22 protein-coding genes are annotated in these 21,099 nt (G+C 38.4%); 12 read left to right on the top strand and 10 right to left on the bottom strand.

Annotation, left to right across the window (positions count from 1 at the left end):
• The first annotated feature begins 46 nt into the window (after positions 1-46).
• The 3 genes from trpS to VGT41_05405 all read left to right on the top strand — a co-directional run bounded on the left by trpS (position 47) and on the right by VGT41_05405 (position 2,863).
• A complete protein-coding gene (gene trpS, locus VGT41_05415; protein ID HEV2601712.1) occupies positions 47-1,051 on the top strand; it encodes a tryptophan--tRNA ligase in 1,005 nt (334 codons plus the stop codon).
• Between the two features lie 104 nt (positions 1,052-1,155).
• Positions 1,156-1,755: a hypothetical protein gene (locus VGT41_05410; GenBank protein ID HEV2601711.1), complete on the top strand. Its 600-nt coding sequence runs from the start codon at positions 1,156-1,158 to the stop codon at positions 1,753-1,755.
• A gap of 124 nt (positions 1,756-1,879) precedes the next feature.
• Positions 1,880-2,863 carry a hypothetical protein gene (locus VGT41_05405; protein ID HEV2601710.1) on the top strand — a complete coding sequence of 328 codons (984 nt, stop codon included), beginning with the start codon at positions 1,880-1,882 and terminating at the stop codon, positions 2,861-2,863.
• A 38-nt stretch (positions 2,864-2,901) separates the two neighbouring features.
• Here VGT41_05405 and VGT41_05400 read toward each other — a convergent pair whose 3' ends face one another.
• The 6 genes from VGT41_05400 to hflX form a co-directional block, all read right to left on the bottom strand.
• On the bottom strand, positions 2,902-5,157 hold the full coding sequence (locus VGT41_05400; protein HEV2601709.1) for a UvrD-helicase domain-containing protein: 2,256 nt from the start codon (positions 5,155-5,157) through the stop codon (positions 2,902-2,904).
• Between the two features lie 14 nt (positions 5,158-5,171).
• Positions 5,172-6,974, bottom strand: a complete 1,803-nt coding sequence (locus VGT41_05395; protein ID HEV2601708.1) for an ABC transporter ATP-binding protein — start codon at positions 6,972-6,974, stop codon at positions 5,172-5,174.
• A 404-nt stretch (positions 6,975-7,378) separates the two neighbouring features.
• Entirely contained in the window at positions 7,379-7,663 is a 285-nt protein-coding gene (locus tag VGT41_05390) for a hypothetical protein (protein ID HEV2601707.1), read from the bottom strand.
• 63 nt (positions 7,664-7,726) lie between these two features.
• A complete protein-coding gene (locus VGT41_05385; GenBank protein ID HEV2601706.1) occupies positions 7,727-8,407 on the bottom strand; it encodes a hypothetical protein in 681 nt (226 codons plus the stop codon).
• 88 nt (positions 8,408-8,495) lie between these two features.
• A complete protein-coding gene (locus tag VGT41_05380; protein ID HEV2601705.1) occupies positions 8,496-8,831 on the bottom strand; it encodes a hypothetical protein in 336 nt (111 codons plus the stop codon).
• 11 nt (positions 8,832-8,842) lie between these two features.
• A complete protein-coding gene (gene hflX, locus VGT41_05375) occupies positions 8,843-9,946 on the bottom strand; it encodes a GTPase HflX (GenBank protein HEV2601704.1) in 1,104 nt (367 codons plus the stop codon).
• Between the two features lie 194 nt (positions 9,947-10,140).
• Here hflX and ffh point away from each other — a divergent pair, with 194 nt between their 5' ends.
• The 6 genes from ffh to VGT41_05345 all read left to right on the top strand — a co-directional run bounded on the left by ffh (position 10,141) and on the right by VGT41_05345 (position 14,543).
• Positions 10,141-11,475 (top strand): signal recognition particle protein, encoded by a 1,335-nt coding sequence (ffh, locus tag VGT41_05370; GenBank protein HEV2601703.1) that lies wholly within the window; start codon positions 10,141-10,143, stop codon positions 11,473-11,475.
• A 52-nt stretch (positions 11,476-11,527) separates the two neighbouring features.
• On the top strand, positions 11,528-11,902 hold the full coding sequence (gene rpsP, locus VGT41_05365) for a 30S ribosomal protein S16 (protein HEV2601702.1): 375 nt from the start codon (positions 11,528-11,530) through the stop codon (positions 11,900-11,902).
• A 23-nt stretch (positions 11,903-11,925) separates the two neighbouring features.
• Positions 11,926-12,156, top strand: coding sequence for a KH domain-containing protein (locus VGT41_05360; GenBank protein ID HEV2601701.1), 231 nt, complete (start codon positions 11,926-11,928; stop codon positions 12,154-12,156).
• On the top strand, positions 12,157-13,461 hold the full coding sequence (gene trmD, locus VGT41_05355) for a tRNA (guanosine(37)-N1)-methyltransferase TrmD (GenBank protein HEV2601700.1): 1,305 nt from the start codon (positions 12,157-12,159) through the stop codon (positions 13,459-13,461).
• A 77-nt stretch (positions 13,462-13,538) separates the two neighbouring features.
• Positions 13,539-13,967 carry a 50S ribosomal protein L19 gene (rplS, locus tag VGT41_05350; GenBank protein ID HEV2601699.1) on the top strand — a complete coding sequence of 143 codons (429 nt, stop codon included), beginning with the start codon at positions 13,539-13,541 and terminating at the stop codon, positions 13,965-13,967.
• Between the two features lie 15 nt (positions 13,968-13,982).
• Positions 13,983-14,543, top strand: a complete 561-nt coding sequence (locus VGT41_05345) for a hypothetical protein (protein ID HEV2601698.1) — start codon at positions 13,983-13,985, stop codon at positions 14,541-14,543.
• A 29-nt stretch (positions 14,544-14,572) separates the two neighbouring features.
• Here the strand turns inward: VGT41_05345 and VGT41_05340 are convergent, their stop codons facing one another.
• The 3 genes from VGT41_05340 to VGT41_05330 form a co-directional block, all read right to left on the bottom strand.
• The gene (locus tag VGT41_05340) at positions 14,573-14,899 is read right to left on the bottom strand and encodes a hypothetical protein (protein HEV2601697.1); all 327 of its coding nucleotides are present in this window, start codon (positions 14,897-14,899) and stop codon (positions 14,573-14,575) included.
• A 119-nt stretch (positions 14,900-15,018) separates the two neighbouring features.
• Complete coding sequence (gene murC, locus VGT41_05335; GenBank protein HEV2601696.1) at positions 15,019-16,449, bottom strand: UDP-N-acetylmuramate--L-alanine ligase; 1,431 nt, start codon at positions 16,447-16,449, stop codon at positions 15,019-15,021.
• A gap of 91 nt (positions 16,450-16,540) precedes the next feature.
• Positions 16,541-16,894: a MerR family transcriptional regulator gene (locus tag VGT41_05330; protein HEV2601695.1), complete on the bottom strand. Its 354-nt coding sequence runs from the start codon at positions 16,892-16,894 to the stop codon at positions 16,541-16,543.
• A 205-nt stretch (positions 16,895-17,099) separates the two neighbouring features.
• Here VGT41_05330 and VGT41_05325 point away from each other — a divergent pair, with 205 nt between their 5' ends.
• The 3 genes from VGT41_05325 (at position 17,100) to VGT41_05315 (ending at position 20,696) form a co-directional block, all read left to right on the top strand.
• Positions 17,100-18,650, top strand: coding sequence for a YidC/Oxa1 family insertase periplasmic-domain containing protein (locus tag VGT41_05325; GenBank protein ID HEV2601694.1), 1,551 nt, complete (start codon positions 17,100-17,102; stop codon positions 18,648-18,650).
• Positions 18,651-18,652: 2 nt separating this feature from the next.
• Positions 18,653-19,255, top strand: a complete 603-nt coding sequence (recR, locus tag VGT41_05320; GenBank protein HEV2601693.1) for a recombination mediator RecR — start codon at positions 18,653-18,655, stop codon at positions 19,253-19,255.
• A gap of 73 nt (positions 19,256-19,328) precedes the next feature.
• Entirely contained in the window at positions 19,329-20,696 is a 1,368-nt protein-coding gene (locus VGT41_05315; protein ID HEV2601692.1) for an aminopeptidase P N-terminal domain-containing protein, read from the top strand.
• Between the two features lie 52 nt (positions 20,697-20,748).
• Here VGT41_05315 and VGT41_05310 read toward each other — a convergent pair whose 3' ends face one another.
• A complete protein-coding gene (locus VGT41_05310) occupies positions 20,749-21,063 on the bottom strand; it encodes a hypothetical protein (protein ID HEV2601691.1) in 315 nt (104 codons plus the stop codon).
• Between the last annotated feature and the right edge of the window lie 36 nt (positions 21,064-21,099).

The following is a 21,099-nucleotide window of genomic DNA, read 5'->3' as shown; positions in this document are numbered from 1 at the left end:
GCGGTTACACTACTGCAATAGATGAATATGATTGGTAAGGAATAATATGCAACAGAATAAGATTGTTTTAACTGGTGATAGGCCGACAGGTCCATTGCATTTAGGTCATTATGTTGGTTCGTTGAGTAATCGTGTGATGTTGCAAGATCAGTATACGCAATACGTGATGCTTGCTGATTTACAAGCAATGACTGATAATTTTGCAAATCCGGAAAAGGTGCGAAATAATGTGGTTGAAGTTGTTTTGGATTATTTAGCAGTTGGTATTGATCCACAAAAAACGACGATTTTTATTCAATCGATGATTCCACAAATTGCTGAACTTACTATTATTTATTTGAATTTGGTTACAGTGAGCCGTCTCAAGCGAAATCCTACCGTGAAAACAGAGATACAACAAAAAGGATTTGGTGAATCATTACCAGCGGGATTTTTGATGTATCCGGTACATCAAGCAGCGGATATTACCATTGTTAAAGGCAGTGTGGTTCCTGTTGGCGCAGATCAACTGCCTATGATTGAACAAACTAATGAAATTGTGCGTACCTTCAATCGTATTTATAATACCGACGTGTTGGTGGAGGCAGAACCTTTAATTGCAAAAGTAGATCGGTTGGTTGGCACAGATGGTGCTGCAAAAATGGGTAAATCGTTGGGCAATGCGATTTTTTTATCAGATGATTCTGATATAGTCGCGAAAAAAGTGATGAGTATGTATACGGATCCAAATCATATTCGTGTAGAAGATCCAGGTAAGGTTGAAGGTAATACAGTATTTTGTTATTTAGATGTGTTTGATTCAGATGTTGAGAGAGTGCGTGAGCTTAAAGAGCATTACCAACGCGGTGGGCTTGGTGACGTAAAAATCAAGCGATATTTAATTGATGTACTCAATAATTTTCTTGATCCAATCCGTAAGCGCAGAACCGAATTTTCGCACAATATTGACTTTGTAATGGAGATTTTGAAAACAGGAACAGAAAAAGTCCAGGCTGTTGCATCAGAAACGATGCATCAAGTTCGTCATGCGATCAAAGTTGATTATTTTTAGATGATACTGTTTTTATTGTTAATTACAGAGAACTCTTCTTTTATGTTTGTTGGTTATAGTAGGGTGCAGAGATGTATTAATCAACAGTTGTAAAGGAGAATAATATGTCCAATCGATCTTCGTCTTTTAAATCGAAAAACAGTTTTTTTTCATATAACGGGACATCACTAATAATTATTGGCGTGATTTTTTTAGTCTGCATTATATTTGTTGTAGATGGATTATATCGATCACGATCAGATGTTGGATATTTGATTGCAGAAGATGTTGAGGCGCTGGTTGGGATATTTAAGCGCATTGATGAATCTTGTCATGTTATTAGTTTTGATTATCAAAAAAATAGAATTAATTTTTTGCAAATTAAGAAAAATGGGTTTGTTGGGTCAGAGGTGGGTTCAATGAATTTGGCTTATCCAGATAAATGGGATGGACCATATTTGCAGCAAAATCCTAAGATATCTCGACAAGAATATATGATTGTATATACCCATAAAGGATATTTTATTACACCCGGAGTCGGAGTTCGATTACCCAATGGTAAAGTAGTAGGAAAAGATCTTAAACTGGATGAAAATGCAGATGTTGCTGTAATGCTTAAAGATGAAAATGGTTTTCTATTTAAAGGACGTACGCTTGCGGCACCGCTTGAATTTAAGCAAGCATCATTTGCGACAAATTTATTTGAGAATGTAGAAGCTGAATAATTATATTTTTTTAAATAGTTTTTAAAAAGTAGCCTTCATAGGCTACTTTTTTATTGTTAAAATATGAAATCCCTGCTAAAGATAGTACATCTAAAATTTTAACATATAAAACTAAGAGCATATGATGAAAAAAATATTTTTGGTTGCCAACGCATTTCTTGGGATTGTAAACACTGTTGTGCCATCTCAGAATGATCTGTTTTGTGATGTAAGGCCGATATATAACGATAACAAGCATTCGTGGGGAACTTTATCTGTCGGAGCAGATTGGAAGTTTTGGCGATTAGAATCACATAGAATGGATTTGGGGGCAGAACTTTTTGTAACAGATGCTGCGAGTAACAAGGCAGAGCTTGTTGATACTCTGCGGCCACGATTTAGGGCTACTAATGGATATAAAGTTGTTGCAGCATATACATGTCCTCGGGCAAATCTACAAATAGAGGCGAGCTTTACGCATATACCAGTATGTGCAGATTTCAATCGCTGGTGTCCCCAGCCATCAATAGTTTTTCTTGGTATTGGCTTTCCTATATTGTCTTTTATTAGTAATAATCAGATGTTATTTAGACAAGCTCATATGCAGTGGCGAGGGAAAATAGAGTGTGCAAATCTCGATTTCGTGTGGGAGCAATGTATATCAGGTAAGGTCACTAATACAGCATCTATAGGATTGGAAGCGCTCATTGTGGATCAGCACGCGTATATAAGTGGTGATACTGATAATGCACGCGTTGTTGCTAATCTGGAAGGCACTTTAAAAGGAGGAGGTGTTAAATTTGGCTGGTCAAGTGATAGGTATTTAGGGCATGGATTCTCTTTACGCGCTGGTCTTGCAAGCTCAATTATTTGCACTCAATCTAGGGGAAAGGCTTGTTTAGAAGGATTTGATGCATTAAGCGGAACCGTTAAGTCTGATCAGTGGCGCATTGTGCCTGTATCTACATTAGGGTTTTTTTGCGGTTTTGGATATGCAAAAGATTGGTGTCGTTGCTCTATAGATACATACCTTGGGTTTGAACAGAAAATATTATTAGAGGCGAATCTGTTTTCTGGAGGAACTATATATCTGCAAGGTCTTACCCTTGGTTGTGTTTACAGCTTTTAAAAAATAAAAGGAGATAGCCCAAGAGTCATCTCCTATTTTCATATCTTCTCTAAAAATTGTGCGTTTATTTTTTTCGTTTCCGTTTTGAATTTTACGGTAATGATGTATGAACGATCGGCACGATGTTCTACTTCTTGAACGATTCCAACACCAAATTTTGCATGTTTAATGGGCTGATGCTTTTGCCATATGCCTGTTGAGGTTGCAGTGGATGTTGTTTTTTGGTTGCTTTTAGATGCCGTTCCAAAGGTGAGTATTGGTGATTGCGGAGCGCTACTGTCTTGTACATTTAACCATTGTGAAAAGAATATCTTTATTTCTGGCGGACGGCTCTGAGAACAGTTTTGTTGTAAAACATACTGTTTTGGTAGTTCATCAAGAAATCGTGATGGGAGCTGATCCGTCATCTGTCCATAGGTATATCGATAACGGCAATGTGATACTAATAATCGTTCTCGAGCCCGGGTAATACCAACATAAAAGAGGCGTCGTTCCTCTTCTAATGTTTCATTTTCAAAAATGGATCGCGAGCTAGGAAAGAGATTTTCTTCAAGGCCAGGCATAATTACTGTATCAAATTCAAGCCCTTTGGCTGCATGAATGGTCATCATTAATACCGGATTTGCATGAGCATCCTGTTTTTTTTGCAGATCACTCATTAAAGCAACTTCATTAAGAAATAACTCAATGGTATTGGTACCAATAGATTCAAAATGTTTCACTGCGTTAATGAGCTCAGTAATGTTATCAATTCGTTCTTGAGCTTCTTGTAATTCGTACGTTTTTTTGAGATACGCAATATACTGTGTTTTATTGATAATATGATTGAGGATAATGCTCGGAGATTGTTGTAACGGAGCAGTAGCAAAAATCTGTATAAAATCAGTGAGAGCAGATTGTTTTATTTGGGTGACTTCTTTGTCATGAATCAGGGCATATGCTAGATCGGTGAATGTAAGAAATGGCTGTTGGTGCCAACGTTCGTAAAAAATCTCTTCAAATTTAGTTCCCAGTCCGCGTAATGGGCAATTAACAACACGGAAAAAAGAGGGACGATCAAATGGATTTATGAGTAAGCGGAGATATGCGAGTAAATCTTTAATCTCTTTACGTTCATAAAATTGAGTTCCGCCGATTATTTTATAGGGAATGGAATTTTTAATGAGCGCTTCTTCAATGGCACGGGATTGAAAGTGCGTTCGGTATAAAATTGCGGCTCGCGTTTCAGGATCTTTTTTTGTGGTTACGAGTAAAAATTGTGCAAGGGCATCACCTTCATGTAGTTCAGACAAACAGGTTATTGTCCGTATGCGATCTTGAGCGGTACGATCTGACCACAGTTTTTTGGGATTACGTATTGTATTATGTTGAATCACTGCGTTTGCTACATGAAGAATCGGTTGTACCGAACGATAGTTTTGTTCAATTTTTATAGTAGTTGTATTAGGAAAATCATTCTTAAAATTGACAATATTGGTAACCGTCGCGCCTCGCCAGGAATAAATGGATTGATCCTCATCGCCGACTACGCAAATTGATTGTACAGTAAACTGTTTTTCGCAGTTTTTTGCCATGCGTTGTAGGAGCTCATGTTGTACTACGTTGGTATCTTGATACTCATCAACAAGAATATGGCGAATGTTTTGTTGAAACATTTCTCTGAATTCGCTGTTGTTAAATAATTTTAGTCCTTCAAGAAGTAAGTCATCAAAATCAAAGCACTTACTCGCTATGCGTTCTTGCTCGTACGCATGATACATCCGTGCAAGAAGTGGATCATGATCATAAAAATCCTGTAAGTCGCTGGGGCGAATTAATCTGTTTTTGATGCGTGAAATCTGATATAAAACTGTTTTTACGTTTGTTTGTTTAGTCAGGTTGCTGCGTGCTATAATCCCGGTAATTATTTTTTTTTGATCATCTTCATCGAGAATGGAAAAAAAAGGAGTGCTTGCATATGCGGGATATCTTTTTAAAAGATAGACGCAGTATGAATGGAATGTACCGATGAATGGCAGTTGGCGGTCTGATTGTAAAAAATGCATGATACGTTCCTTCATCTCTTGCGCAGCTTTATTGGTAAAGGTTAGCGCAACGATTTCATGAGGAGGAACATCATGATTCAATATTAAGTGTGCAATTCGAGCGGTGATGATACGCGTTTTTCCAGATCCAGCTCCCGCGATAATCAAAAGAGATCCATCGGTATGGGTAACTGCAGCTGTTTGGGCCTCATTTAAATTGGTTGTAAGAAAGTCGTTAAATTGCGCCGTAGCGTTATAGAGAGTTTGCATAGCAGATTGTGAAGTTAGGTGTTTGTGGTTGGTGATATGATTTTTTCTGGTAAAAAGCCATTAATTTGAGTTTCCCACATGGTTTTATACAATGGGCAATTTTCAAGCAATTCTTGATGGGTGCCATCACCAACAATAGCCCCTTTTTGAAAAACTAGGATACGATCCATATGGAGTAATGTTAATAATCTGTGCGCTATAACAATAGTGGTTTTTTGTTCCATGAATGTCCAAAGTATTTTTTTAATCTCAATTTCTGAGAGTGAGTCAAGTTGAGAAGTAGCTTCATCTAAAATTAAAATAGGAGCATTTTTAAGGATTACACGGGCAATAAGAATACGTTGCCTTTGTCCACCGGATAATTTGTTGCCATGTTCACCGACAATAGTATCGTATCCATTTGGTAATTTTATAATAAAATCATGCGCAGCGACTTTTTTTGCTACATCTATCACTTCATCGTCAGTAGCATTAGGGTTACCATATCGTATGTTTTCCATAATGCTTCTGTTAAGCAAAGATAAATCTTGGAGAATCATACCAATATTTGCCCGGAGAGAATCTTGGGTGACAGTTTTGATGCTTTGATTATCAATTACAATTGACCCCGAAGTGGTATCAAAAAGGCGTAGTAATAAATGGGCAAATGTTGATTTACCACTACCTGAATATCCAACGAGTCCCAATTTATGCCCTGGTGGTATAAGAATATTGATATCTTTGAATAATGGTAACGTTGCATCATATTCAAAAAAAACATGATTAAATTCTATTTTGCCGTTGGTGATGTGTAATGGTAGCGCATTCTGTTCATCTTGAATCTCTAGCGGTGTGAGTAATGCATGTAAACTTTGATTACATTTACCAATCGAATCGTTAATAATATCTATTTGCTCAGTGAGAGACCAGAGATTATCTGCAACATCAAGAATTAAGGTAAGTATGAAAATAAAATCACCAACAGTTAACAAATTTTGAGATTTTAATCGTACTAAGAAAAAGAGTGTGAAAGTAAGTAGTGCTATGACCGACAGCCCTTGGCAGACGGTATATTTGAGTAAGTAATATTCTTTGGTGCGGAACCGCTCTTTAAGATTATTTAAAAAATGGGTAAGGTTATTTTGTTCAAATTCACGTCTGGCAAAAATACGCACACTGTTTGTGTTGGCAAGACTATCGACAATGATACCTGATGTGGTGGTGTAGGCATCAGCGTATGCGCGGGACAGTTTTTTGATTTTATTAGAAAAGTGAAGGCTGATTGAGATAAATAATAGCGGCCAGATAAGAAGACCGAGTGAGAATACGATATTAAATAAACCAGTAGAGATAACTGCAGTAATAAGTTGTACGCTGCCACGAATTAATAATCGTGTTGGTTCATATGATATTTTCTCTATGTTATCAACCAGAATATTGATTTTATGAGCGATGGAACCAGATGGGTTTTTTTGTGAAAAGCTGTATGGCTGCTGATGTACGTAGCTGACGAGCGCACTGATTAATTTATTTTTGATTAAGGGGGAAATTTTCAGATGAATATAGAGAGTAGATTTCCAAGATAAGTCATAAATCGTATAGTTCAGAACAAATAAGATTGTAGGTAGTAGTAATGTAGTGGTGAGTGATGAACCGGTATAAGCGCCATTTAAAGAATCAACAATGAGTTTAAGAAGGTATGAGTAAACGACGTAGTAAAGGCCGGCAATTCCTGCACATAATATAAAAAAGGCTATCCATGTTTTATAGGGGGCATAGGCCCATTTTATACAGCTAAAAAACGAATTAGGAAGAGGCGAATCTGTTTGTTTATTCATTTCTTTATGGTTCTGAGAGCGTTTGGTTATTTCTTGTTTATAAAATGATTACAGTAAAGGCTTATTTTGTCTATTATTTTTTAGTTTTAATGGTCCAAGGACTATAGCATGAATGTTGCGTAAAATAAATAGCTTTTTTGCATTTTGACAGGGTATTAAAGCTTTGAGGGTAATATGACGTATAAGAGAGGGTATTATGGGATGCTTGGGATATAAACTCAATGATAATACGGGTGGTACTGATTGATAGAGTTAATAGTGAAAAGAAAAGCGTGTCTAAAAAATAATGAAATGAGCGAATTTTTTTAAATACGCTCTCCTACCAAGTAGTAGGTTCTGGAGTAGGTGTGGTCACCAAAGTATCAAGAGTTTAAGGGGAAGTTGTTGGTTTTTCTAGTTTTGCTTTATCTCTTGAGACGAGAGATAGCAACATGGGATTCACCAGCCTTGCGTAGGGCACCTGAAAGTCGATGCCTTTCATTACGAAGGCTTTGCAACTGAGTTGTTTGCGTAAAAGGGGTATTGCTATCTAGGGCAGCGCGTTTTGCATCTTGCAGTGCACGTATCGACAGCTCTGTCACTTGTAGCTGCCTTGTAAGGCGTCCGTTTATAGTATTTTTTGGCGATGCCCAGTGCGTGAGTGTTAGGCAAAGGACAAAAAATGAAATTGATTGTGCTGTTGTTTTCATAATACACCTTTATGTAATGCGGTAAAACAGATTGTCGATATGAGTTGCTCCTTGGCTATATAGTTATTGATAACCGAGCAATTTCGAAAGTAACCCCGGTTTAGGTGCAGCAGCGGCTTGCTGTGCAGCATGATCGAGCGCGATTTTTTTTTGTTTTGCAATATGAGTTTGCCCAAATGATTCTAATGTTGCCCGCGCAGAATTTACTAGATGACGTTTGTGCATATGAATGAGAACATTTTGCGCGCGTTGCCATGCTAAGGGCTTTGGTCTATCATTATTTTTATTTTGTAGCTCTGCCAGTTCACGTCTATGTGCTGTTAGTACAAGACTTATGCGGTCCTTTTCGTTTGCTTTAGAGAAGTTACTTAACGTTTCATACTCCTGAATCAATGGTTCTATTATTGCCTTTTGGTTCAGACATTTTGCTGTAAGGTCTCTATACTCTTTATCTGCTCTAGCAGCAGCTCTATAGAGTTCTTCTGTTTGTAAGCGGGCTTCATTGGCACGATTCTTTAGAAGTGTGAAGCTGGTCATATGCTTTCTCAATACCGCTGCAGCCTGTTGACGTTCACTGTATAATGCAACCATTGAAGGCACAAGCTCTTTTTGCTCTTCTTGTGTCTTGATTGATGAGAGTGGATCTAGATGATTCGCGTCATCGGCAGCTGTTATTATTGTTGAGGAGATAAAGAGACTGAGTAGGAAGAATAAGCTAGCAAAGATAGGTACTGTTTTTTCCATAACGCTTCTCTTGTAACAGGGTAGCTAAATAATAAAACGGTTACATTCTAGTATTCTTTTTAATATTTGCAATCATTCTTAACGGCTTTTATGAGCCATGACGAGTCTGTCGTTGAGAGAAGGCCAGGACTCTTCTTTGCATGGATTGGTGGATGTCCAGACTTCGTACCAGTTCATGTTGCAGGGACTCGATGTTCCTTTCAGACTGTTGCACTTGAGCCAAACGTAGGCGTAATTCAGCGTTCATCTGAGGGGCAAGCATAACAGATGGCTCCTCAGAATGATCCACATGTGCCAAATATGGGCGCACTATTTTTTTTATAAGTTGCATGAAAAGAGAGGGGGCAGTGGCAATAGCACGCGTGTCATACGTAAAGACCAAAATTACAAAAACGAGAAAAAGACCAAATTTATATAATTGCATACATTATTCGTCTATGAAGGCTGCCATTCAGATAAAAATGCGATGAGAGGGGCCACACCTTCCTTTGTCTTTGCAGATATTGCTACATGGGGTTGATATTTGTGCCATGCAGCCTCATCAAGGTCGGTTCCAGCGTCAATTTTATTAAAAACATACACCATTTGCTTCTCTACTTTTAAATCATTAAGAATTGTTTGAACGACCGCAATATGTGATTCCCAGTTAGGATCAGAAGCATCAATTACTTGTAGTAAAATATCTGCGTATTCAAGTTCAGAAAGCGTTGATTTAAAAGCGTTAATCAGATGGTGAGGTAGTTGCTGGATAAAACCAACGGTGTCTGAGATGACACCCTTTTTCTTTTTATCGATATACAGTTCGCGGGTAGTGGTATCCAAGGTAGCAAAAAGTTTATTTTCAGCCAGGACATCGCTACGAGTTAATGTATTCAACAACGTAGATTTACCTGCGTTTGTGTATCCGATGATACAGATATGAGGAACTTTATTTATAAGGCGTTGTTTGCGTTGTGTGTGCCGCGCTTGTTGTAAACGTTCAAGTTGTCGTTTGTATTTTATAATAATGTCGTTAATAACTCGGGTCTCTTTTTCTTTTAATGTTTCACCGGGGCCCCCGCTAATACCAATTATGCCCGCTTGTTGTGATAAATTGATTCCTTTTCCCGTTAGCCGTGTTTTTTGGTAGTTAAGCATTGCAATTTTAACTTGCAATTTTCCTTCGGCGGTATGGGCAGATTTTTCGAATATTTCTAGAATTAGTCGTGTGCGATCAAAAACGGTTACATCTAATTCATCTTCAAGGTTACGTTCTTGAATTCCAGATAGTTGTTCGGAGATAATAAGCTCTTTGATTTGGTTTTTTTCGCAATATTCACGCATTTCTTGGAGTTTGCCTTTGGTAAAAAAACGGGCAGGGTCGATGCTGCGCAATTTAATATAGAGTTCATCTTTATAGATGGTGCCGTTTGTTTTTACTAAATTACGAAACTCTTCGTAATAAGATTCAATACTTTTAGTCCTGTTATAGGGGGCATGGACACCGATAATCAGTACTCGTGGAAGATGTATTAATAAGGATTCTGCTTTTTTAGCCATGATTAACCCAATATATCGATGGTATGTAATAATTATAATTCTCTATTAACAGAGTCAATAGTCTCGACCTAGTATAGCATGAAATTTAGCGCTGTTAATCGTGATGGGATTCTTTATTTACTTCAGTAGCGATTTGTAGTGACTTTGCTACACTGATCTGTACGTAAACAATGAAGTTGTTATAGGAATATTGTATGTTTGATTTTCTTTCGCAAAAATTTTCTTCTATTTTTTCGCAAATTACCGGTAAAAGTACGCTTACTGAGCAAAATATGCAGGAGGCGCTTGATAAAGTAAAAGATGCGTTGCTTGCTGCAGATGTGCCTCAGGAGCTGGTTGAAACCTTTGTTATTGATATTCAAAAAGAGGCTGTTGGTCAAAAAGTATTAAAATCATTAAAGCCTGGGGATCAGCTGATTAAGATTGTTCATGAGCGACTGAAGGCGTTTATGGGATCTGATACATTACAGGATTTTTCTTTCCAGCTACCGGCTACCATTATGGTTATGGGGTTGCAAGGTTCGGGTAAAACAACAACAATAGCCAAGTTGATGCATTATGTTCTTAATCAGGCGAAAAAACGAAATAAAAAGCGTAACGTGTTGTGCGCTTCAATTGATTTTTATCGTCCTGCAGCCATTGATCAGCTTGAAATCTTGGCAAAGCAAGTGGGAGTTTCTTTTTATAGATCATCAAAGACGGACCCAGTTGCAGCGGCGTTAGATATTCAGCAGTATGCAAGGCAGCAGGGGTTTGAACTACTATTTCTAGATACAGCAGGTCGGTTGCATGTAGATCAGGGTATGCTTGGCGAGTTACGCACGGTTGATTTGCAGCTAAAACCACGATACAAACTATTGGTTCTTGATGCAATGACTGGTCAGGAGTCGCTTAATGTAGCACAAGCGTTTGAGCAGGCGGTTGGGTATCAATATGCAATTTTAAGTAAAATGGATAGTGATACTCGTGGTGGTGCCGCTTTTGTGTTTCGATATGCACAAAAAAAGCCAATTCTATTTGTGGGGATTGGAGAAAAGATTGACGATTTAGAGCAGTTTTATCCTGATCGTATGGCAGGTAGAATATTGGGCATGGGGGATGTGCTCACGCTTATTGAGCGAGCGACTGACAGAATTAACGAGTCAGAGCAGGAAGTAATTCAGGCCTCTTTTATGAAGGGAAAATTGAATCTTCAGGATTTTGCAAATCAGTTGGATATGATGAGCAAAATAGGGTCCCTTTCTCAGATTGCTAAATATATTCCCGGTATGAACAGTATGAATATTCCTCAAGAGAAGTTGGAAAAGGGTGAAGCTGAGTTGATAAAATTTAAAGCTATTATTAACTCAATGACCCCTAAAGAGCGGATCGTACCTCGTTTATTAGATGGGTCTCGCAAGCAGCGGATTGCTCGTGGAGCGGGAGTGACATTAGCGGATATTAATGTATTGTTACAGAGATTTGAAGAAAGTCAGCAATATGTTAAACTGTTTAAGAAGTTTGGCCGTCGTGGGCCAGGGATGTTTTAAAATTTCATAGTGCATAACGTATACAATCTATTATTTTTTATAAGAGGCATTAATGGCAGTAAGATTACGGCTATCTCGTATTGGTAAAAAACATGCTCCATTCTATCGAATCGTAGCAGTAGATGGACGCAAGAAAAGAGATGGCGCTTTTTTAGAAGATTTGGGTACCTATGATGGACTTAAAAGTATATTGATACGTTTTGAAAATGAGCGTATGGATTATTGGCTTTCGCAAGGTGCTATACCAAGTGATGCAGTGCATCGTATTCAACTTCTGTATAAAAAATCAGGGGTTGCTGGCGGTGGCGCACGTATGGAGCCTGAGGCGGTAGAAATTCCAGTAAAAATGGAACAAAAGGCCTCAAAAGGGGTAAAGGTAAAAGAAACTGTAACACAGGATGTAGCAGCGCAAGTTGAACAGGCCTAATAAATTCTTTCAGGAACAAGTGTATGGTAAAAGAACTTGTTGAGTATATAGTAAAAAGCCTTGTTGATGGGCCTGATGCTGTTCGTGTGGCGTGTGAGCAACGAGATGCTGGTTATTGTGTGACTATTTCTGTGCTTGATCAAGATCGTGGCAGAGTGATCGGAAGAAATGGGGAAACGATACGTGCGATACGTGCGCTGGCATCTGTTGTAGTTCCTAAAGATAGTGACGTTACGATTGAGATTGCTGAATAAATGAATATTTCTATTCTTTCTGTATTTCCAGAATTGTACACATCGTTTTTGACTACTAGCTTAATGCACCGTGCGCAAGAGCGTGGGCTTGTATCGATTTCGGTTGAAAGTTTTTTTTCATATGCTGAGCCAAAAGAGCGCATTGATGCGCCAACGTTTGGTCATGGTGATGGTATGCTGTTGCGACCAGATATTGTTGAAAAAGCAATTGAGGACCGAGAGCGCCTTCATGGCAAAGCATTGAAAATTTTCTTTTCTCCTCATGGTAAAAAATTAACACAACGTGAATTACAGCGCCTTGTAGAGCGTATGCAACAAACAGAGCACGTGCTTTGCGTGGCTGGTCGTTATGAAGGCATGGATGCACGAGTTGAACAAGAATATGCTGATGAGATCGTTTCAATAGGCGATTATGTATTAATGGGCGGAGATTTGCCAGTTATGGTAATGCTTGAGGGGGCTTTACGGTTGATTCCTGGTGTTATTAGTAAGCCGCAATCAGTTGCACGAGATTCGTTTCAAGGGGCACTTGTAGATTACCCTGAATACACAGCTCCGGTTGTTTGGCGAGACAAGCAGGTGCCTGAGGTAGTGCGATCGGGTAACCATGCGTTACTTGAAGAGTGGCGATGCGAGCAATCAGTTGAACGTACATTGTTTCAGCATTTTGATTGGTTGAGGGAATCTATAATTACTGAAAAAGAGAAAAAACAGGTTCAGGCTATAATGCCGCATCATTACGTTGTGTTAGCGCATGGAGATGTTTTGGTGGGGCCTGAGCGTGAAAAAGGCACTACATCGGTCACCTCTATTGATATACATGACATTGCTCGTTCTAGCGCAACATATGGCATCAAACAGTTTTTTATAGTGACACCATTAGCAGATCAGCATCGTATTGTGACGACATTACTTGATTTTTGGCAGAAGGGTGCCGGTATTGAATATAATCGAGTTCGGCATACAGCGATTAATCAGGTTTCTGTTTTAGACACAATTGAAGACGCTATAGCGGCTATTGTTAAGCGTGAAGGCCTGTATCCATTATTGGTTGCAACTTCAGCACGTCAAACAGAGCATATGGGGCAGATAACGTATTATGATCAAGCTGTGGCATGGGAGACCAGAAGGCCGTTGTTATTTATATTTGGGACGGGACAAGGGTTAACCAAGGAACTTATTGATCGGTGTGACTATTTATTGCCTCCTGTGGCAGGGTTTTCAGACTTTAATCATTTATCAGTACGATCAGCGGTTGCTATCGTTCTTGATAGATGGCTTGGAAATAATCAAAAGAATCGATAGAAAGAATTGGCATATGCTGGATTTTGCGGTATATTTGCCTAATATAGTAATTTAAAATAGAGCTTAAGGATTTACATATGAAAGCTAAGCAGTATACGCGAGAAACGATTCGTGAGTTAGGAATGTATGATCGTTCATTTCCTGAATTTGAAATTGGGGATATGATTATTGTTTCTGTGCGTATCAAAGAAGGTGATAAAGAGCGTATACAGCAGTTCGAAGGGGACGTTATTGCAATGCGCAAAAAAGGTGCATCAAGTACGTTTACCATAAGAAAAATTGGTTCAAATGCGGTTGCTATTGAGCGAGTCTTTCCGTATTATTCTCCATTAATCGAGTCAGTTCAGTTTGTTCGTAAGGGAAAAGTACGTCGCGCAAAGTTGTATTATATGCGTAATCGTGTTGGTAAAGCGGCGCGTGTTAAAGAAAAATTAATTACTCGCGAGCAACGTGAGCAAAAAAAATCTGCAAAAAATGTATCAATGAATAACGCAGACACAGTATAGTTTTAAAAGGATTCTATGATGCGCCACATATTATTCAGCGCATTGTTGATTTTCTTGACTACATTGTCGGCATGCTCGTACAAAAAAAAGACGGTACCAGATCGAAAAGATTCGGTACCGTTTCTTTTTTCTCAGTCGGCGGTAGAAGAAATTCGCATGATGTGTGATTGTCAGCCTCCTCAATTAGAGGGCTTTTCAGATGGTGGATCTGAGTTGCCCTATAAACATAAACTGATCGTGAATGTGGATGAGCTGCAAGCGAAATATGCTGATATCCCATTTCATTTTAATATAAATCCGATTGCAGATAAATGTTTGCACGATACAACTACTATTCAGCTATGGTATAAGTCGGAGTTGGATTTTGCGGCTACTGCATTATTTTATAGCCATGAAATGGAACGATTAGGATGGCAACAAATTGTTATGTTTGATAGCGTTGACGAGGTACTATTTATTTTCAGAAAGCCTGAACGCTTATGTGCGCTTTCAGTGCGGTGTTGCCAAGCAGGATATTTGGTAAAACGTAAAAAAATGGTTGAGGTTATTCTGTATATAGAAAAGGAAAGGAGTTAATTTCTCATTTCCTTTTCTAAGATAGGTTCTTATTTTTTATATGCAGTTTTACTGTTTGCGGGCAGTTGATTAATAGCTTGCGCAAGTTTCATATGGTTATGATGTAATTTAGCTAATGTGTGCGTTTTTTTTACCGGCTTGATTGCTTTTGCTGGTTTACATTGCATTGGGCGTTGTTTGCAATAGTTACAATGTCTTCGCTTATTTCGAACATGTTTTTTATAATATAGCGGCATATTATTGAGGTATCCATTTGCGCCAAGTGCATGGCCAAGGCTATCAGCTATAACAACAGATTGTGTCAGTAGCATACCCGTTACAAGTATCATTGATAATGATTTTATTTTTTTTATCATTACTCTTCCCCTTTTATAAATATTTTGTAATTCCCCTATAGAGTAAATTTACAGAATGAAAATAACGCAATTCAATGTTTTGTAAAAATGAGCATTGAAAGTGCTATTAGATATGGTTTTTATAATTGCTGAATTTTAGTGGTTATGGGAGTGTGATCTAATGCTGCTAGGGCATGGGCGAGCTTATTGATCGATCCTGCACCAACAAACAGTACAAGGTCGTCTTTGTTGATGACTTCATCCAGCTTTTTATGTAATTGTACATGTGTTGGTTCGTAGGGAATATAAGAAACGGGAAACGAAGGATTGCATTGTATAATTGCGTCTGCAAGATTTTTTCCTGTTGCGTTGGCAATAGGAGATTCAAAGGCAGAGTATACGTCAGTAATCACGAGATGATGGATTGGGTTTTTCATAAAAAGATCGATAAACTCATACCATAATGTACTGAGACGGGTATAGCGATGTGGTTGAAATACAATCGTAAGATTTTTTTTCGTGCGTTTTTGTGCAACAAGTAGTGTGTTATAGATCTCTTCTGGATGATTTGCGTAATCATCAAATAGCTCTGCTCCTTTATACACTCCGCGATATGAGAACCTTCGTTCTACTCCTTTGAATGACTGTAATGCTGCCGCGATACTGTCAAATGATATGCCGAGATCAGTTGCTACAGCGATTGCAGCAAGAGCATTGAGGATGTTATGCTTACCGGGTATTGCATATTCAATGGTTCCCAGAGGGATTGCGCTATTTTTTTTAAAAACAGTAAAGGTGGACGTTGATGGATTGAGTGTAATATTTTGTGCATAAAAATCCGCGTCTGGTCCAGATCCATAGGTGACTGTTTTTAGGTGGGGAATGGGCAGAAGTGAGCGTATTTGTGCATCATCTATGCATACAATCGCTCTACCGTAAAAGGGAATATTATTTAAAAACTGAAGAAATGTTTGTTTTATATCGTCTAGATCTTTGTATGTTCCTAAATGCTCTGAATTAATGTTAGTTACTACCGCGATAGTTGCATGAAGATGTGTAATAGAGCGGTCGCTTTCATCAGCTTCAGCGACAAGAAAATCTCCTTCGCCAAATCGAGCGTTCGATGAAATACTTTTAAGATGACCTCCGATGATGACGGTAGGATCCATTTCCGCGGCAATAAGGATGTGAGAAATCAGAGACGTAGTTGTTGTTTTTCCATGAGATCCGCCAATTGCGATGCTGTATTTTGTGCGCATTAATTCTGCAAGCATGAGCGCGCGAGGTATTGTAGGAATGCCGCGTTGTTGTGCAGCAATAATTTCAGGATTGCTAGATTGAATTGCAGATGAGTATACCATGACCCCAATAGAGGTATCGTGACAGGACTCTGTATTATTGCCTTGAAAGACTGTGCACCCTAAATTGATGAGATTTTTGACGCTTTGCTGATCAAGATTAAGATCACAGCCCGAAATGATGTATCCCTGATGGCGTAAGATTGTAGCAATGCCACTCATGCCAATGCCGCCGATACCAACAAAGTGGAGATGAATTTTATTTTTATACATAGTTATCCTAATTGTCTAATAATAGTCTGTATAGGGTAGCGCATAAGTGGCATCTTTGATATCGATTTTTTATGAAAATTATATAAAAAATTTAGAGAAGATTTTTGAGCGTATCAAGTTGTTTTTTTAAATAAGCAAGTTGTTCTAAAAGTTGCTGTTCTGTTTGAGTAGGTTTTTGTGGCATTGTGGTACGTGGTGTCATAACGGTAGCAGCAGGTATAGCGAGCTGTTTTTTAGCGCCTGATATAGTAAATTTTTGGCTGTAGAGTAAAGATTTTATTTTTGAAAAAGTGGTAAAATCATCTTCACTGTAGAACCGTTGTCCTCCTATAGATCGTGAGGGGGCTAGATTAAACTCTTTTTCCCAAAACCGAATAACAAATTTCTCTACTTCAAGTTTTTTTGCTAGTTCTCCAATACGAAATTGTCGTTTTTGCATCTTCATGCCAAAGCTCCTTTTTTATTTAGTTTGGTCGATTTAATACAATAGTTATTTTGGTAACAGTGTAGTTATATAGCGTAAGATAGATCCTCTGTAAATAGTATTATTTCGTTCTGGTTAAAAATCTCTTTTTTGAGTATGCTGATAAGCAGTTTTAAGTTGTTGCACGGTTGGTTATTTGGACATTGTTTTTACGGGATATGGTTGTATGAATATTAGAGAGTTATTACTTATTGTTGGCTTGGCATTGATTACCTCAAAAGGGATAGAATATCTTTTTTTCCCGAAAACCGCTGACGGAGTTCAGGAGATAGTAAATTCAGGGGATAGTTTTACAGCACCCAAAGCGCAGCAGGTTGTAAAGCCATTGAATACAGAAGTTGATTTTGTCGATACGGCAGTAACCTCTGAGCCCATTTTGACTGAGGTTGAAACAGCTCATGCTCATTTTGTCTTTTCATCGTATGGGGCATCGCTGCAGAAGTTAACATTTAAACGAAATGGCAGAGGGGTTCGTGATGATATTGAAACTATTACTCCGGTAGCGGATACAGATCGAGAGGAGCGATGCTTTTTGGTTGGTCTTACTGAAAAGACTCCCTATCAATATCAGTTAGTCGCTCGTGAGGATACGGATGAATCGATAGTGTTGCAGTATCAAGCAGAGTTTTATGCGGGGCGCATTCTAAAAACATTTACTGTGTCTAAGGCCACATGTCAGCTAGCAGTGAAAATACAGGTGATACCAACAGTAATGGATCAACCTGTGCAAATACGGTTGTTGTATCCAGCTCCTATTATGAAAGACATTGCAGCTACAGATCAGATTTCTGGCTTAGTGAATGATAAAAAAGATTTTATTACCATGCATAGTAGAGATGCAGTTGCAGAGAAGGGATGGTTTGCGCCGACATTCTTTGGCGCTGAAAATCGTTACTTTGTGCATGCAATGATTGCGGATCACAATAAATTTGTCCAACGCGGATATTATAAATTGTCTGGAAGAAACGATTTGTTTTCGATACTCGAAGGCCCAGAAAAAACAGGAGAACAATCCTGGACGTTACTGTTCTATTTTGGACCGAAAGAGCGCGAAATAATGGCAAGCGTTGATCCACGATTAGAACAAACATTAGGGTTCTCAGGTTGGTTCGGAATTTTGTTATTCCCTATTGCTAAGTGGTTGCTGGTTTTACTGAATATGCTGTTTGCTTATTTTGGTAGTTATGGATGGGCAATTATAGCTATTACCGTTTTAATAAAATTAATATTGTTACCATTTTCATTGCAAGGTGCACGCAGTAGTAAAAAAAATAGTGAAATGCAGCGTAAATTAAGGCATTTGCAGCAAAAATATAAAGATAATCCTGAACGTTTGGCAGAAGAACGCATGGAGTTGATGCGTAAGGAAGGTTTGGGGCTCTCTGGTTGCTTGCCACTATTAATTCAAATTCCTATATTCATTGCGCTGAGCCGTTTGTTATCAAGCGCTATAGAGCTGTATCAAGCACCATTTTTTGTTTGGAAGGATTTAGCGGCTCCTGACCAGTATTATATATTGCCGGGACTGATTATGATTTCTATGTTAATACAAGCAACTACGGTGCCAGACAACCAGCGTATGACGTTGGTCGTTGGAGCGTTAGTATTGGGAGCATTTGGTAGTAATCTTTCAGCGGGGTTATGCTTGTATATTGTAGTGAGTACCATATTGGGTGTAATGCAGTCATTCGTACAAAATCGATTTAAGCTGGCGTAACTATGTTTAATGAATTGCCTGATCCGTTAAAATCTTTGATTAAATCATTACAGCAGGTACCGTATCTTGCGTCTAAAAATATGTATCGCGTTACTACATATTTTTTGGATATGGATCAGGAAAAGATGGAGCAGTTTTGTCGTGTTTTATTGCAAGCGCAGAAAAATGTGGTCCATTGTTCTATTTGTTTTTTTTGGCAAGATAAGGATAAAAACTGCTTTTTTTGTTCTTCAACTAATCGGGATCAATCAATTGTTTGTGTCGTTGAGACATGGCAAGAGTTGATGGCGATCGAAAAGACGGGCGGATATAATGGGGTTTATCATATTTTGGGGGGTGTTATTTGCCCGCTTGAAGGGATAGGCCCTGATAATTTAACAATTAACCAGTTATTAGGTCGTGTTGATTCAGATGTTAAGGAAATAATTTTTGCTTTGAATCAGACTCCAGAAGGAGAAGCGACGGCAGCATATATAGCGAGCAAGTTGCAGGCTTCTTCTGTATTGATCACGTGTCTTGCTCGAGGTATTCCTGTTGGTTCTTCATTGGAGTATATTGATCGTTTGACGGTGTATAAGGCATTGTCGGAGCGGCGGCCATTTTAATTGAAAACAATAGACAGTGTATGAATAGTCTTTCAGGTATTGATAAAAGAAATACATACCGTTAAAGGATTTTATGATGCAAAAACAACAGAAAAAAAATAAAGATCAGTACGATTTCTCGGTGCATAATTTGCGCAGAGTCGATTTAGTTAATGCAGTTAAACAGCAACAGGCGATGCAATCTCAAGATCTTATTATTTTGTTTGCAGGTTTTGAACGAGGAGCTACAGCATTTAGACAAGAAAGCTCATTCTATTATTATACGGGGCTTGTAGAGCCAGGATCAGTTTTGGTTATTAACAGCGATGGTAAAGCCGATTTATATGTTCCTAATTGTATGCAAGAGCGTGAGAAGTGGATGGCGTACGAATATCAGATGATTCAGAAAAATGCAGTGCGATTTGGAGTTGCAACGATTGACACCTTAGGGGATCAATGTTATGGCTATCAATTTCATCCCTTTTTTGCACAAAATGAGTATAGAAATATTATAGGGCTTTTAGAAAAAACAATTGCAGTGGGCGGTTCTATTTTTACGTTAATGCCTGATGCGCCAACTGGGTATGTAGATCAACGATTGCTTTTGGATCGTTTGAAACATTTTATACCATCCGTTTCAGAACGACTAAAGGATATTTCGCCAATTGTGGCTGATCTGCGCAGACGTAAGGATCAGTCTGAAATTGAATTGATATATAAAGCAGTAGAGGTAACAGCACTTGCTCAAGAGGCGGCAGCGCAGACTTTAGGAGATGGTGTTACAGAGGCCGAAGTGCAAGCGAGTCTTGAGTATATGTTTACTGGATCTGGGGCTCGGCCTGCATTTGCAAGTATTGTTGGTGGCGGTAAAAATAGCACAGTATTGCATTATCATGACAATAATGGAGTACTTAAAAATGGGGATCTCGTGGTGGTTGATATTGGTGCAGAGTTGCATTACTATGCTGCAGATATAACCAGAACATATCCGGTTTCAGGAGCGTTTACTAAGCGACAAAAAGAGATTTATATGTTGGTGTTAGAAACGCAGGAATATATTGCATCATGTGCGCGACCTGGTATGTGGCTTTCAAATAAAGATAAACCAGATGAGTCATTAAATCATTTAGCGAAAAAATATTTGAAAGATCATGGTGGATATGATCGGTATTTTCCGCATGGTATTGGACATTTTTTAGGTCTAGATGTGCATGATGTTGGTGATTATATGGAGCCATTACGAGAAGGTGATGTCATCACCATTGAACCAGGCATTTATATTCCGGAAGAGAAGATTGGTATACGTATAGAAGATAATTATTGGATTGTAAAAGATGGCGTTGTTTGTTTGAGCGAATTTATACCTAAACAGATAGAAGACATTGAAGCATTGGTGCAGGATACATTTGCAGAATCAGACGATGAAGAAGATATAGATGACTCGTCTGAGTATGATGGATAAATAGATAATTTGGTATGAAATGAAAAAGGCGCTTACAAAGCGCCTTTTTTTATTAACTGTTTGTTTCGTATTGAGAGGCTGTTTTAATATTCCCTATGCTCTTTTTATATTGTTTGATTTCCTTTAAAAGGAATTGTACAATGTTGTCGCTTTCAAGGATAGTTAAGATGCTTCCTGCTAAGAGTAGTAATGAAGTGATAGTTAGCATAACACCAGTTTTTCGTGGGTGCTTATTGGTAACTGTGGCACTATTGCCACCAATCAACCGTTCAATTCCTATTTTGAGTAAAAAGCTGGCGCAGATCGCTACAGCTACTGCAATACTTGCAAGCAGGCTTGATTTATCAATGGTTAAGGCTAGTTTCATAATATCTCCTTAAATAATAAAGTATTACTTCATATT

Source organism: Candidatus Babeliales bacterium, from assembly GCA_035944115.1.
Classification (GTDB): domain Bacteria; phylum Babelota; class Babeliae; order Babelales; family Vermiphilaceae; genus DASZBJ01.
Note: the sequence above shows the minus strand (reverse complement) of the source record. Positions and strands in the feature narration are given on the sequence as shown.

Excerpts from the sequence above, each read along its gene's own strand:
- VGT41_05380 (HEV2601705.1), bottom strand. The coding sequence starts at position 8,831 with ATGCAATTATATAAATTTGGTCTTTTTCTCGTTTTTGTAATTTTGGTC.
- VGT41_05395 (HEV2601708.1), bottom strand. The coding sequence starts at position 6,974 with ATGAATAAACAAACAGATTCGCCTCTTCCTAATTCGTTTTTTAGCTGT.
- recR (HEV2601693.1), top strand. The coding sequence starts at position 18,653 with ATGTTTAATGAATTGCCTGATCCGTTAAAATCTTTGATTAAATCATTA.
- ffh (HEV2601703.1), top strand. The coding sequence starts at position 10,141 with ATGTTTGATTTTCTTTCGCAAAAATTTTCTTCTATTTTTTCGCAAATT.
- trpS (HEV2601712.1), top strand. The coding sequence starts at position 47 with ATGCAACAGAATAAGATTGTTTTAACTGGTGATAGGCCGACAGGTCCA.
- rpsP (HEV2601702.1), top strand. The coding sequence starts at position 11,528 with ATGGCAGTAAGATTACGGCTATCTCGTATTGGTAAAAAACATGCTCCA.
- VGT41_05345 (HEV2601698.1), top strand. The coding sequence starts at position 13,983 with ATGATGCGCCACATATTATTCAGCGCATTGTTGATTTTCTTGACTACA.
- VGT41_05310 (HEV2601691.1), bottom strand. The coding sequence starts at position 21,063 with ATGAAACTAGCCTTAACCATTGATAAATCAAGCCTGCTTGCAAGTATT.
- murC (HEV2601696.1), bottom strand. The coding sequence starts at position 16,449 with ATGTATAAAAATAAAATTCATCTCCACTTTGTTGGTATCGGCGGCATT.
- VGT41_05390 (HEV2601707.1), bottom strand. The coding sequence starts at position 7,663 with ATGAAAACAACAGCACAATCAATTTCATTTTTTGTCCTTTGCCTAACA.
- VGT41_05330 (HEV2601695.1), bottom strand. The coding sequence starts at position 16,894 with ATGAAGATGCAAAAACGACAATTTCGTATTGGAGAACTAGCAAAAAAA.
- VGT41_05405 (HEV2601710.1), top strand. The coding sequence starts at position 1,880 with ATGAAAAAAATATTTTTGGTTGCCAACGCATTTCTTGGGATTGTAAAC.
- VGT41_05400 (HEV2601709.1), bottom strand. The coding sequence starts at position 5,157 with ATGCAAACTCTCTATAACGCTACGGCGCAATTTAACGACTTTCTTACA.
- VGT41_05410 (HEV2601711.1), top strand. The coding sequence starts at position 1,156 with ATGTCCAATCGATCTTCGTCTTTTAAATCGAAAAACAGTTTTTTTTCA.
- rplS (HEV2601699.1), top strand. The coding sequence starts at position 13,539 with ATGAAAGCTAAGCAGTATACGCGAGAAACGATTCGTGAGTTAGGAATG.
- trmD (HEV2601700.1), top strand. The coding sequence starts at position 12,157 with ATGAATATTTCTATTCTTTCTGTATTTCCAGAATTGTACACATCGTTT.
- VGT41_05315 (HEV2601692.1), top strand. The coding sequence starts at position 19,329 with ATGATGCAAAAACAACAGAAAAAAAATAAAGATCAGTACGATTTCTCG.
- VGT41_05325 (HEV2601694.1), top strand. The coding sequence starts at position 17,100 with ATGAATATTAGAGAGTTATTACTTATTGTTGGCTTGGCATTGATTACC.
- VGT41_05360 (HEV2601701.1), top strand. The coding sequence starts at position 11,926 with ATGGTAAAAGAACTTGTTGAGTATATAGTAAAAAGCCTTGTTGATGGG.
- VGT41_05340 (HEV2601697.1), bottom strand. The coding sequence starts at position 14,899 with ATGATAAAAAAAATAAAATCATTATCAATGATACTTGTAACGGGTATG.
- hflX (HEV2601704.1), bottom strand. The coding sequence starts at position 9,946 with ATGGCTAAAAAAGCAGAATCCTTATTAATACATCTTCCACGAGTACTG.
- VGT41_05385 (HEV2601706.1), bottom strand. The coding sequence starts at position 8,407 with ATGGAAAAAACAGTACCTATCTTTGCTAGCTTATTCTTCCTACTCAGT.